The 12,693-nt window shown below is 62.4% G+C and carries 12 protein-coding genes; all 12 read right to left on the bottom strand.

What is annotated here, in order from left to right; translation table 11 throughout:
* Position 1: 1 nt before the first annotated feature.
* The 12 genes from ACQK2M_RS13905 to fabG all read right to left on the bottom strand — a co-directional run bounded on the left by ACQK2M_RS13905 (position 2) and on the right by fabG (position 12,692).
* A complete protein-coding gene (locus ACQK2M_RS13905) occupies positions 2 to 1,171 on the bottom strand; it encodes an acyl-CoA dehydrogenase family protein (protein WP_425418310.1) in 1,170 nt (389 codons plus the stop codon).
* Entirely contained in the window at positions 1,171 to 1,974 is an 804-nt protein-coding gene (locus tag ACQK2M_RS13900; RefSeq protein ID WP_425418309.1) for an enoyl-CoA hydratase family protein, read from the bottom strand. The genes ACQK2M_RS13905 and ACQK2M_RS13900 overlap by 1 nt, the downstream gene beginning before the upstream one ends.
* Positions 1,975 to 1,978: 4 nt before the next feature.
* Positions 1,979 to 2,482 (bottom strand): MarR family winged helix-turn-helix transcriptional regulator, encoded by a 504-nt coding sequence (locus tag ACQK2M_RS13895; RefSeq protein ID WP_223477921.1) that lies wholly within the window; start codon positions 2,480 to 2,482, stop codon positions 1,979 to 1,981.
* Complete coding sequence (locus ACQK2M_RS13890; protein WP_425418308.1) at positions 2,479 to 3,240, bottom strand: SDR family NAD(P)-dependent oxidoreductase; 762 nt, start codon at positions 3,238 to 3,240, stop codon at positions 2,479 to 2,481. The genes ACQK2M_RS13895 and ACQK2M_RS13890 overlap by 4 nt, the downstream gene beginning before the upstream one ends.
* A gap of 2 nt (positions 3,241 to 3,242) precedes the next feature.
* A complete protein-coding gene (locus ACQK2M_RS13885) occupies positions 3,243 to 5,540 on the bottom strand; it encodes a bifunctional salicylyl-CoA 5-hydroxylase/oxidoreductase (protein ID WP_425418307.1) in 2,298 nt (765 codons plus the stop codon).
* A 150-nt stretch (positions 5,541 to 5,690) separates the two neighbouring features.
* Positions 5,691 to 6,512, bottom strand: a complete 822-nt coding sequence (locus tag ACQK2M_RS13880) for a TolB family protein (protein WP_425418306.1) — start codon at positions 6,510 to 6,512, stop codon at positions 5,691 to 5,693.
* A 154-nt stretch (positions 6,513 to 6,666) separates the two neighbouring features.
* The gene (locus ACQK2M_RS13875) at positions 6,667 to 7,326 is read right to left on the bottom strand and encodes a TetR/AcrR family transcriptional regulator (protein WP_425418305.1); all 660 of its coding nucleotides are present in this window, start codon (positions 7,324 to 7,326) and stop codon (positions 6,667 to 6,669) included.
* 183 nt (positions 7,327 to 7,509) lie between these two features.
* Complete coding sequence (locus ACQK2M_RS13870) at positions 7,510 to 8,661, bottom strand: acyl-CoA dehydrogenase family protein (RefSeq protein WP_223477926.1); 1,152 nt, start codon at positions 8,659 to 8,661, stop codon at positions 7,510 to 7,512.
* A gap of 52 nt (positions 8,662 to 8,713) precedes the next feature.
* Entirely contained in the window at positions 8,714 to 9,178 is a 465-nt protein-coding gene (locus ACQK2M_RS13865) for a MaoC/PaaZ C-terminal domain-containing protein (RefSeq protein ID WP_223477927.1), read from the bottom strand.
* 23 nt (positions 9,179 to 9,201) lie between these two features.
* Positions 9,202 to 11,325, bottom strand: coding sequence for an acetate--CoA ligase family protein (locus tag ACQK2M_RS13860; protein WP_425420045.1), 2,124 nt, complete (start codon positions 11,323 to 11,325; stop codon positions 9,202 to 9,204).
* 44 nt (positions 11,326 to 11,369) lie between these two features.
* A complete protein-coding gene (locus ACQK2M_RS13855) occupies positions 11,370 to 11,831 on the bottom strand; it encodes a MaoC/PaaZ C-terminal domain-containing protein (RefSeq protein ID WP_425418304.1) in 462 nt (153 codons plus the stop codon).
* Between the two features lie 117 nt (positions 11,832 to 11,948).
* Positions 11,949 to 12,692 (bottom strand): 3-oxoacyl-ACP reductase FabG, encoded by a 744-nt coding sequence (gene fabG / locus ACQK2M_RS13850; RefSeq protein ID WP_223478100.1) that lies wholly within the window; start codon positions 12,690 to 12,692, stop codon positions 11,949 to 11,951.
* Position 12,693: the final 1 nt, after the last annotated feature.

Genomic DNA, 12,693 nt, shown 5'->3' with positions numbered 1-12,693 from the left:
CTCAACCTCCCTGCGCCGCGTTTGCGAGCGTCTGCCGCGCGATGATGACCTTCTGGACATCGGACGCGCCTTCATAGATCCGCAAGGCACGGATTTCCCTGTACAGGCTCTCCATGACATGCCCCCGCCGAACCCCGTCGCCGCCATGCAATTGCACGGCCTTGTCGATGACCTGCTGCGCGCGATCGGTGGAAAAAAGCTTGGCCATTGCCGCCTCGCGGCTGATGCGCGCGGCGCCGCTGTCCTTCAGCCAAGCCGCCCGATAGACAAGGAGCGCGGCCGCATCGATATCGAGCGCCATGTCGGCGACATGGCCCTGAACCATCTGGAGGTCGAACAAGGGCGCATCGAACAATCGACGCGCCTGTACGCGCGAAACCGTCTCGTCCAACGCGCGACGGGCGAAGCCGAGCGCGGCAGCGGCGACGGTCGGGCGGAACACGTCAAGCACGGACATGGCGATCCGGAAACCTTCGCCCGGCTTGCCGATCATCGCGGAGGCGGGAACCCTGCATTCCTCGAAGGCGAGCCGCGCCAGGGGATGCGGCGCGACCGTCTCAAGTCTCTCGGCGATTTCCAGCCCCGGCGTCTCGGCAGGAACGATGAAAGCCGACAGCCCTTTTGCGCCGGGAGCTTCGCCGGTCCGCGCGAAGACGGTGTAGACATCGGCGATGCCGCCATTGGATATCCAGGTCTTCTCACCATCAAGGACATAGAGATCGCCGTCCCGGCGCGCGGCCAGTTCAATATTGGCGACATCGGAGCCGGATTTCGGTTCGGTCAGCGCAAAAGCGGCAATTGCCTTGCCAGCGCGCGTGCGCGGAAGCCATTCGTCCTTCTGGGCCTCCGTGCCGAACAGGGATATCGCACCGGTTCCGAGCCCCTGCATGGCGAACGCGAAATCGGCCAGTCCGCTATGACGCGCCAATGTCTCTCGCATGATGCAAAGGCTGCGCACATCGAGAACGGCATCATCCTTGTCCGGCGCGACAGCCGTGAGATTGAGCCAGCCGGCTCCGCCGAGCACGCCGACGAGCGCGCGGCAGGTACAGTCGGTGTCCTCGTCATCCACCACCGCGAGCATCTCGGACGCCCATTCGTCCACGCGCACAGCCAAGTCGCCGTGGTGCGGCTCAAAAAACGGCCAATCGAGATAGCTCCGGTCGCTCATCAATCGCCCTCGAAAACCGGTTTCCGCTTCGCAGCAAAAGCCTCATAGGCGCGTCGGAAATCGGCGGTCTGCATGCATATCGCCTGCGCCTGAGCCTCGGCCTCGATGGCCTGGGCGATGCTCATGTTCCATTCCTGGGCGAGCATCGTCTTGGTCATCATGTTCGCGAAATTCGGTCCGTCCGCGATACGCGCCGCGAGCGCCTTCGCCTCATCCATGAGGGACCCGGCCTCGACGAGACGCGAATAGAAGCCCCAGCGCTCGCCCTCCTCCGCGCTCATGGTGCGTCCAGTGTACAGCAACTCGGCGGCGCGTCCCTGGCCGACGATACGCGGCAACACGGCGCAGGCACCCATGTCGCACCCGGCAAGCCCGACCCGGTTGAACAGGAACGCCGTCTTCGCTTCCGGCGTGGCAAGGCGCAGATCGCTGGCCATGGCGATGATCGCCCCGGCGCCGACACAGATACCGTCCACCGCAGAGATAATCGGCTTTCCGCACTCGACCATCGCGCGCACCAGATCGCCGGTCATGCGGGTGAACTCGAGAAGACCTTTCATGTCGCGATCGAGTAGCGGCCCGATAATCTCGAACACATCGCCGCCCGAGCAGAAATTCCCGCCATTCGGCCCGAAGATGACCGCCTTGACCGTGTCGTCGCTGCGTAGCGCCAGAAACCAGTCACGCAGTTCGGCATAGGATTCGAATGTCAGTGGATTCTTGCGCTCCGGCCGGTTCAACGAAACCGACGCGACGCCATTGTCCATGGTCAACATGAAATGCTCGGGGGTGGCAGCTTGCATCGGATCACTCCCCACGCCGGCGCACGGCTCTGCCCGAAGGCGCGATGCCATCGAGGGCAGCGGTCAGCATGCGCGAATCCGCACCGCTGAGACCGGACAGCATTCCATCGATCCAGCCTTCGTGATCGCCGGCCATGGTTTCGAAACGCGTTCGCCCGACCGGCGTCAGCCGCACCGTGATGGCGCGGCGGTCATTGTCGACAGGTACCCGCACGACCTCGCCATCGGCCACGAGGCGGTCGACGATACCCGTTACATTGCCGTTCGAAACGCGCAATTCGGTCGATAGGTCGCTCATCTTGAGCCCCTCCTCGTTCCGGTACAACGCCGCCAGCACATCGAACCGCGGCAGCGTCGTATCGAACTCGGACCGCAGCTTCTCGCGCAACTCGCTCTCGATGAATTTCGACACCTTCAGAATGCGTAGCCAGAGTCTCAGGCGATCCTTCGAGGCATCGGCCTCGCTGTCCATTCCGGACTGCCCGACAAGCGGTTTTACCGTGTTCATGTCTCGCCTCCTGACAATGCGATGGCCTGCCCGGTGACGGACGCGCCGCCCGGTCCGCACATCCAGAGCGTCGTCGCCGCGATTTCCGACGGCTGGATAAAACGGCGCTGCGGGTTCATTTTGAGAAGGGACTCCTCCGCCTGATCGCGGCTCCGTCCGGTCTTGTCCATGATCGTGTCGATGGTGCGCGTCAGCATCGGCGTATCGGTGTAGCCGGGACAGATCGCATTCACTGTCACGCCTGTCGTCGCGAGTTCGACGGCCAGCGATTTGACCAGCCCGATGACGCCATGCTTCGAAGCGCAATAGGCCGAGATATAGGGGTAACCGCGCAATCCCGCGATGGACGCGATAGCGATCAGGCGACCGTTCGGACCCTGATTCAAATACTCAAATCCCGCGCGGAAAGTATTGAAAACACCAGTCAAATTGACATCGACGATATCGCGGAACTTGTCCTCGGTCAGGGTCTTCAGCGGCGCGCTTTCGGCAACTCCCGCATTGGCCACCACGATATCGACCGCGCCATTCTTTGCGCATGCTGCTTCGACGGACCGCATCATGCCGTCGCCATCCGTCACATCCGCCGATACGGCGACGATACGATCGTTCTTCGCGGCAACGGCTTCCAGCGGTTCGAGACGCCGGCCCATGACTGTGACGCGGGCACCCTTTGCGGCCAGTTCGAGCGCGATCGCCTCGCCCACGCCGCTGCCGGCGCCGGTGACGATTGCATGCCGGCCGAACAGATCTTCCATGCTCACACCTTTCCCGTCATCGTTTCGGCCCGCTCGGCCAGTCGCCACATCTGGTCGCGGCCCGGCAGATAAGGATCGGGCCAGCGTTCGTCGCGATCGCCAAGCGCGCTGGCGGCATGCAGTGTCCAGTATGGATCGGCGAGATGCGGCCGCGCGAGGCAGACGAGGTCCGCCCGTCCCGCCATCAGGATCGAATTGACATGGTCCGGCTCGTAGATGTTCCCGACCGCCATCGTTGCCATATCCGCCTCGTTGCGGATCTGGTCCGAGAACGGTGTCTGGAACATGCGGCCATAAACCGGCCTAGCGCGGACGGACGTCTGCCCGGCCGACACGTCGCAAATGTCGACGCCGGCCTCTTTGAGCATGGCCGCTATGGCCACCGCTTCGGCGGGCGTGACACCCTCGTCGCCTACCCAGTCATTGGCCGAAATCCGGACGGAAATCGGTTTCTCCGACGGCCAAGCCGCCCGCACGGCATGGAAGATTTCCAGCGGGAACCGCATTCGGTTCTCCAGTGAACCTCCATATTCGTCGGTTCGCAGATTGGTCAGCGGCGTGATGAAGGACGACAGGAGATAGCCATGCGCCATATGCAGTTCGAGCATGTCGAAGCCGGCGCGCGCGGCCATCTCGGCGGAAGCGACAAATTGCGTGCGCACCATGTCCATGTCAGCGCGGCTCATCGGCCGCGGCACCGCATTATGCGGTGACCACGAGACGTCCGACGCGGCCATGACCGGCCAGTTCCCGGTCTCGAGCGGCGCATCGGCATCCTGCCAGCCAAGCTGGGTCGATCCCTTCGCCCCCGCGTGGCCGAGTTGCACGCAGATCTTCGCCTCGGTTTCGCGATGGACGAAATCGACGATCCGCTTCCAGGCGTCTTCATGCTCCGGCGCGTACAGGCCCGTGCACCCCGGCGTGATGCGCCCTTCCGGCGACACGCAGGTCATTTCCGTCACCACCAGCCCGGCTCCGCCCTTCGCACGCTCGCCATAGTGGACGAGATGCCAATCCGTCGGGCAACCATTGACGGCCTTGTACTGCGCCATCGGCGAGACGACGACGCGGTTCTTCAGCTTGAGGGACCGAAGCGCGAACGGCGCGAACATCGGCCGCCGGACCGGCGCGTCCTCGGGCATGCCCGCCTGGACCTGGAACCAGCGCTCAGCGCTTTCGAGCCAGTTGGCATCGCGCAGCCGCAGGTTCTCGTGGCTGATCCGCTGGGAACGTGTCAGGAGGGAGTAATTGAACTGGACCGGATCGAGGTCGAGATAACGCTCCACTTCCTCGAACCATTCAAGGCTGTTGCGCGCCGCGGACTGGAGCCGGAGCACTTCCGTACGTCGCTCCTCCTGGTACCGCTCGAACGCCTTTTCCATCGTCGTCTCGGAATGAAGATATTCCGCCAGGGCGATGGCGCTATCGAAAGCGAGCCGCGAGCCCGAGCCGATCGAGAAATGCCCGGTGGCCGCGGCGTCGCCCATCAGCACCACATTTTCGTGGTGCCATTTCTCGCAGATCACCCGCGGGAAATTCATCCATACCGCCGAGCCGCGCAGATGGCTGGCGTTGGACATGAGGCGGTGTCCGCCCAGATGCTTTTCGAAGATCCGCTCGCACGTGGCGACCGCCTCCTCCTTCGACATGTGCTCGAAGCCCCATTTGTCCCAGGTCTGCTGCGTGCACTCGACGATCACCGTCGCCGTGTCGGCGTCGAACTGATAGGCATGGATCCACATCCAGCCATGCTCGGTTTCCTCGAAGATGAAGGTGAAGGCGTCGTCGAATTTCTGGTGCGTGCCGAGCCAGATGAACTTGCACAGCCGAACATCGATGTCCGGCCTGAAAACCTCCGCATATTCGCGGCGCACGAGTGAATTGATCCCGTCCGCGGCGACCACGAGATCATAATCGCGGCGGTAGTCTTCCGCTGTTTTGAATTCGCTCTGGAATTGCAGATCGACGCCAAGTTCGCGCGCCCGCGCCTGCAGGATCAACAGCAGCTTCATCCGACCGATTCCGGCAAAGCCATGACCGCCGGAAACCGTACGCGTGCCACGATGGATGACCGCTATGTCATCCCAATAGGCGAAGTTGGCGCGAATTTTCGCGGCACTGTCCGGATCGTTTTCGGCGAGGTTATCCAGGGCGTCATCGGAAAGCACGACGCCCCAGCCAAAGGTGTCGTCGGCCTTGTTGCGCTCCACCACCGTCACTTCGTGCGACGGATCGCGCAGCTTCATCGAGATCGCGAAATACAGACCCGCAGGTCCGCCTCCAAGACAAACGATCCTCACGTCCGGCGCCTCCCTTTTTCGCGTCCGGTCCAAACCGGTTGCGCACCATCAGAATAACCAAGGGAAGTTTAATTTCAATCCTAAAAGTTTCAAATATAAAATATTGCGCGCCAAGGGTATCGCCCTTTCCGAAAATGGCGCGCCGGGGGCTCAGGGCACGTAGCGCATGAAGGCGAATCGCTGTGAATCCGGCGCCCAGGACGGGACATTGATAGTTCCCTGCCCGCCATGGAGATCGAGCAGGATTTCGGGCGTACCACCCTCGGAGGGCATTAGCCGCAACTGGACATCGCGACCGGCGGGGTGGCCCCGCGTACCGCCCTCATAGGCGAGATAGACGATACTTTTCCCATCGGGCGACGGGTGCGGGAACCAGTTGACCCGCTCGTCATCCGTCATCATCTGCGGATCGCTGCCGTCGGGCCGAACCCGCCAGAGTTGAACGGAACCGCCCATTTCGCCATTGAACCAAATCCACTCGCCATCCGGCGCATAGTCCGGTCCGTCGCAATGATCGAAACCCCGCGTCACCTGGAATTCCTCACCGCCACCGACCGGGCACGTATAGACTTGGAACGTCTCACCGCGCCGGGCGACATAGGCGAGCCTCTCCCCGTCGGGAGACCAGCCGTGCCAGTAGGACGGTACGCGCTCGGTCACCCGCGCAGGTACGCCTCCGCCAGCCGGCAGCGTGTAGATGCAGCTTTCACCGAATTCGGACGAATCGCTGATCGCAAGCGTGCTTCCGTCGGGCGACAGCCCGTGATCGTTGTTGAGGCGAACGGCAAACCCCGTATCGATTTCCCGAAGAGCCGGAGCGGCAAGATCGACCTCGAAAAGCCGGCCGGAACCATTCACAACCAACGCATTTCCGTCGCGGCTCCAGTTCGGAGCCTCCATGTGACCATCGAATTCGAGAACGGTTTCCACCGATCCGGTCACGATATCGAAAACAGACAGAATGCTTTTCATAGGCCCGCCTCCACGCGCCAACTCTAAAGGCGAGCCTAGGAAAGGCAATCAGCGCGTTTCGCCGTCGTCTCTATTGAGTTGCAATGCGTAACGCCATGCCCGCAAAGCCGGGAACCGGGTATGTGTGTGCAGTCCGATCACGGCAGCAGGAAAATCACTTCCCCGCGTCGTCAGTGCCGATCTCGCTCTCATCGACAGGCTCGAGATCGGGATCGTCGTAGCGGGCGACGTAGGACTCGATGAGCCGATCGACCGCCGCGCGAGTGACCTTGTTGTTCGAAGTGGAGAAACCGAGCGTCGCGACCATCTTCCAGTGGCCGTACATCAGCGAGATGAACAAATAGCCGAGTTCCAGGCAGGCCTTCTGGTTGAGCTGCGGATAGCTGACCTGGACCTCGTGGGCGATCGTGTATTGCAGCAGATTGTACTGCGCATGCAGGTTCTCCCTGATCTTCGGGTGAGCCGCGGCAAGCGAGAACATCGCATCGTAGACACTGTCGTCGCGCGGCTTCTCCAGATCGCGGTCCGACAGGAAGTCGAAATAGAAATCGAGGAAGGTCTTCAGCCGTTGCGGCGTCTGGGCGTTCAGGATGCCGCGCATCAGGCAATCGCGATAAGCCGCCGCAAGCCGATCGCAAACCGCGACCATGAGCTCGATCGGATCCGGGAAGTAATGCCGGATCAACTGACGCGACATGTCCGCTTCCTGCGCGATCAAATCGTAGGAAATATGCGGCAGGCCGTTTTTCAGGATCGCGTTGAAAGCCGCCTCGACGATCTCCGGCTTACGGACTTCCGATATGGGTTTTGGCATGCGGTTTTACGGTACGCAGTCTATATTGTCATATTTTTAGCGTAGCACATTCGCCGCGAGAGCGCATTATGGCAAGCTGTAGGACTTCATGACGATGGAATCGCGACAATTAGTCCGTGGAAAGACGATGCCCTCCGGCCGAACCGAAGGGCATTGATTTTCCAATCAGGCAGTTTGGCGCCGTCAGCTGGCGTTCTTGATCATGTCGCGGGCAATGATGAGCTGCTGGATCTGCGATGTACCCTCGTAGATCCGGTAAAGGCGGACGTCTCGATAGAAGCGTTCGATCGGGTAGTCCACGATATAGCCGGCACCGCCGAAAATCTGCACCGCGCGGTCGGCCACACGCCCGACCATTTCCGTGGCGAAATATTTCGCGCATGAGGATTCCACGGTCACGCGTTCGCCGGCATCACGCCGCTTCGCCGCATCGAGCACCATGCACCAGGCCGCATAGGCCTCGGTGCGCGAATCGGCGAGCATCGCCTGTACGAGCTGGAACTCTGCGATAGGCTTGCCGAACTGTTCGCGCTCCATCGCGTAGCGAAGGCATTCCTCGATCAAGCGATCGGCGGCACCGCAGGCGGCAGCCGCGATGTGAAGGCGCCCGCGGTCGAGGACCTTCATGGCCGTTTTGAACCCCATGCCAGGCACCCCACCGATAATCGCTTCGGCCGGCACCCTGACATTGTCGAAATTGACATCCGCCGTCAGCGTTCCGTGATGCCCGAGCTTGCTGTCCGGCTTGCCGACGCTCAGCCCTTCCAGATCCGCATCGACGGCGAAAGCGGTGATGCCGCCGGCGCCCTTGTTGTCCGGGTCCGTGCGCGCCATCACGGTAAAGACGCCGGCGCGCGGCGCATTCGTGATGAAGCGCTTGGAACCGTTGAGCACGTAGTGATCGCCATCCTTGACGGCGTTGGTGCGCAGGGCAGCCGCATCGGAACCAGAGCCCGGCTCGGTAAGCGCGAACGAACCGATCATCTCACCGGTCGCCATCAGCGGCAGGTAACGATCCTTCTGTGCGTCCGTGCCGTCGATGACGATGCCCTGCGAACCGATGCCGATCGTCGTCGCGAAGGCCGAGCGGTACGAGCCGTGCGCGCGCCCGATCTCATAGATCACCCGCGCCTCGTCTTCCATGCCGAGCCCCATGCCGCCATAGGTCTCCGGGATCGTCAGCCCGAACAGGCCGAGTTCCTTCATCTCCGAAAGGATGTCTTCTGGAATGTCGTTGAGTTCCTCGACCTTGCGTTCGGCGGGGATCAGGCGCTCGTCCACGAACCGCCTGACGACGGCGAGCAGTTGATCGAGGGTTTCCTTATCGACGGCCATGATGCGTTACTCCGGGCGTTGCTTGTCTATGAAGGGTATTATCGGGTTGAGGTCAGGACGGATCGCCGCCATTGCGGGTCCAGACCATCACGTTGGAGAAGCCTGTCTGAACCCGCTCGTCGCGCTGGTTGATCAGCGTTCTCTCGGTCTGGACGATTCCCCATTGCGGCTTGCTGGTCTGGCGCTTGCTGGCGATGCGCGTTTCAAGCTTGATCGTGTCGCCGATGAAGATCGGCTTCAGGAACTTCCAGTTGACCAGTTCCATGAAGATCGCGTTCTTCCACGTTCCCTGCGCCGTCTGGTTCTGCATGCCGGTCGCAATCGAAAGACCGAGTACACCGTGGACGACGCGCTGGCCGAACTGGGTTTTCTTCGCGAATTCCTCGTCTGTATGGATGCTGTGGTAATTGCCGGAGAGGCCGGTGAAAATCACATTGTCAGCTTCCGTGACCGTACGGCCGCGCGAGTAGAATACCGAGCCTTCCTCGATATCCTCGAAAAATATGGCATCTTCCATGGCGACCCTCCCTCCGGTCTTACCTATTCGTCGTCCCGGCGAATGAGGCCGTCGACGGCGATGCCGCGCCCCTCGCCCGGGTAGTAGATGAATGGATTGATATCGAGCTCCGCGACGTTGTCGGCGCCGGCCATCAGCAGGGACGCACCGACAATCGCATCGGCCAGCGGCGCGAGACGCTCATTGTCCTCGCCCAGCAACCCGCGCGCAGACGGAATCTCGCCGATCATGTCCATCGCTTCGGCGCGACCGACCGGTGCGGGACGGAACGTCACCTGGCGTAGAGCTTCCGTGTAGACACCGCCAAGGCCGAACGCGATCAAAGGCCCGGCTTGCGGATCGCGCATTCCGCCGATCAGCAATTCGACGCCAGGCGCCACCATCGGCTGCACGGAGACACCTTCCAGTTCACCGCCGGCCTTTTTCGCGGCCGCATGGATTTCGTCGAAGGCGCGCGCCGCACCGGCCTCGTCGCAGACATTCAGCTTGACCAGGCCGGCCTTCATCTTGTGGGCGATCTGCGTGGTTACGCCCTTGAGAACGACGGGAAACCCGAAAGCCCGTGCGTTGGCGCCGGCTTCTTCGGCCGTCTGTACGATCGCCTCGTCGCAAACAGGCACGCCGGCGAGGCGCAGAATGGCCTTGGACTGGTGTTCGGTGAGAAGCGAAGCGCTGCCGGTGCGCACCGCGCTGTCGATCGCTTCGCGTGTCTCGGCATCGAGTTCCGGTGCCTGTCCGGTCTCGCCGGACGCACTCGCCCTGGCGCTGCCGACACGGGAAATCGCCTGCAAGGCGCCGTGAAGCTGTTCGAAGACCGGGATATTGCCCGCGCGGAATCGCGTGGCGGATTCCGCGACGCATTCTCCGCCGCAAACCACGGCCATGATCGGCTTGCCGATGGTGGCACTCGCCGCGACAACCTCGTCGGCGATCCGTTCAGACCCGTAAACGACCGTGATCAGCATGACGATCACGTCGATCCCTTCATCCGCAGCGACGATTTCGAGGGCCATCTGCATCATTCCGGGGCTCGACGTGACGGCGCCGGTCACGTCCAGCGGGTTGTTCTCGGGCGCAAAGTCGGGAAGCACGTCGCGGAGCTTGCGCCGGGTTTCCTCCGAAAACGCGCCCATTTCCAGGCCGACCGCTTCGCTCCGGTCCGCGGCAAGGCTGCCCATGCCGCCCGACACGCTGATGAAGCCGACGCGCCGTCCGTCGATATCATATGCCGAGGCGGCGAGCGCCGCTTCGAGCGCGTCCTGCACGTCATCCACCTCGATGACGCCGTGACGCCTGAAAATGGCCTTGTAGGCAGCCGACGATCCGGCCAGCGAACCCGTATGCGACTGGATCGCGCTGGCGCCCTGCTCCGACCAGCCGGCGCGAAGGACGATTACCGTCTTGCCGAGCCGGCGCGCTTCGGAAAGCGCATGGTCCAGCTTGTCGAGATCCCGCAGCCCCTCGATGTAGAGAAGCACCACCCGGGTGCTCGGGTCGTGGATCTGGTGAAGGAGCACGTCGGGAATTTCGAGATCCGCCGAATTGCCGATCGACAGGAAGCTGGAAAACCGCAGGCCCTGGTTCATGCCGGCATCGAGAAACGAACCTCCCAGCGCACCGCTCTGCGAGATCAGCGCGACATTGCCCGGCTCGAACTGCCGATCGAAGGCCTGGTTGCCGGTAGCGGCCAGCTTGTTGCCCGCGTGATAGGCGCCGAGCGAATTCGGGCCGAGGATGCGAATGCCGAGACGCCGGGCGGAGGCAACCAGGTCCTCCTGTTCGCCGACACCTTCGCCGCCCTGTTCCGCATAGCCCGAGGTGATGACGATAGCCGCCTTGACGCCCAGCCGCCCGCACCCTTCGAGGGCCTCCAGCGCAGAGGACTTCGGCACGACGATGATGGCAAGGTCCACCGGCCCCGGCACGTCGTCGAGAGAGGCATATCCCGGGATGCCGAGAATGGCATCGCCGCGCCGGTTCACCGGATAGATCGTTCCGTCATAACCGTAACGCGTGAGATTGCGCATGACGCGGCCGCCGAACTTCGACTCGTTTTCGGAAGCGCCGATGACGACGATCGATTTCGGCGCGAAAACGGCGTCGATCGCGTTCAGAACCTCCGTGTCCGGCCGGTAGTTGTCATGCATCTTGTTCACCTTCCCGTTCTCCTCTCCTGCGGCACTGATGCCGTTCAGCCCTCTGCCTGATCCGCGTTCCTGCGCTTCATCATCAGGACATGCTCACCGTCCTGGACGAGCGTTCCATCCTGGTTGAAGACCTCGACCTTCTGGTAGGTGATGCCGCGGTCCGGCTTGCTGGTTTCCTTCATCTTCTCGATGTGGATGCGCGCCCAGATCGTATCGCCGAAGAAGACCGGAGCCTTGAAGTTCCAGGTCAGCCCCAGAAAGGCGATCACGGTCCCCTCGAAAATGCCAAGACGCTGCTTCAGCCCGGTCACGACCGACAGAACCAGCAGACCGTGGGCGATCGGCTCCTTGAACGCGGTCTCGGCCGCGAAAGTCCTGTCGGTATGCAGCCGGTTGAAATCGCCCGAGGTACCCGCGAATGCCATCACGTCCGCCTCGGTAATCGTGCGGGGAACCGTGTCGTAGAAGGTTCCCTCCTCGAAATCCTCGAAATACAGTCCCGCCAACGTCCGGTCCTCCTGTTTGAACAAGCGCGAGGCGCGCCGCCGAGCGTTGCCGGCGGCCTGTGTGTCCGGCCGGCCTCGCAGCGGCCGGACATTCATGCTTGCGGTCGAAATCGGCGCCTAGTAACCGCCGACGCTCTTTCCGCCACAGACGTAGAGAACCTGGCCTGTAATGTACCAGGCATCGTCCGACGCGAAGAACCGCGTTGCGTAGGCAACGTCATCCGGCGACCCGATGTCCCGGATCGGCTGAGTCTTGCGCAGGTTTTCCTGCACGTCCTCGCGCAGCCCCTGATACATCGGCGTGTTTATGACGCCGGGAGCGATGCAGTTGCTGGTGATGTTGTAGCGCCCGAGTTCCCGCGCCATCGTCCGCGTCAGGCTGACCACGCCGCCCTTGGCGGCCGAGTAGTTCGCCTGCCCCACATTGCCCTGATAGGCACGCGAGGAGATGTTGACGATCCGCCCGTACTTGGCCGGGATCATCGCGTCGCGCACCACCGCCTGCGAACACAGGAAGTAGGACTTCAGGTTGATGTCCAGCACAAGGTCCCAGTCCTCTTCCGGCATCTTGACCAGGAAGTTGTCGCGAATGATGCCGACATTGTTGACGAGGATGTCGATCTTGCCGTGCTCGGCGAGGATCGACTCGACCATCGCGTCCACCTGTTCCTTGCTGGTCGCGTCCGCCTTCAATGCGGCAGCCCGGCCACCTTCGGAACGGATCTGCTCCTCCATGCCGCGCGCATTGTCCTCATTGACGTCGGCGATGACGACGAAAGCGCCGTCCTTCGCCAGCCCGCTTGCGATCGACGCGCCGATACCCTGTCCGGCGCCCGTGACGATCGCCACTCTGTTTTCCATC

Source organism: Oricola indica (genome assembly GCF_965227485.1).
In the GTDB taxonomy this organism is placed as follows: Bacteria; Pseudomonadota; Alphaproteobacteria; order Rhizobiales; family Rhizobiaceae; genus Oricola; species Oricola indica.
This window is presented reverse-complemented; position numbering and strand designations above follow the sequence as displayed.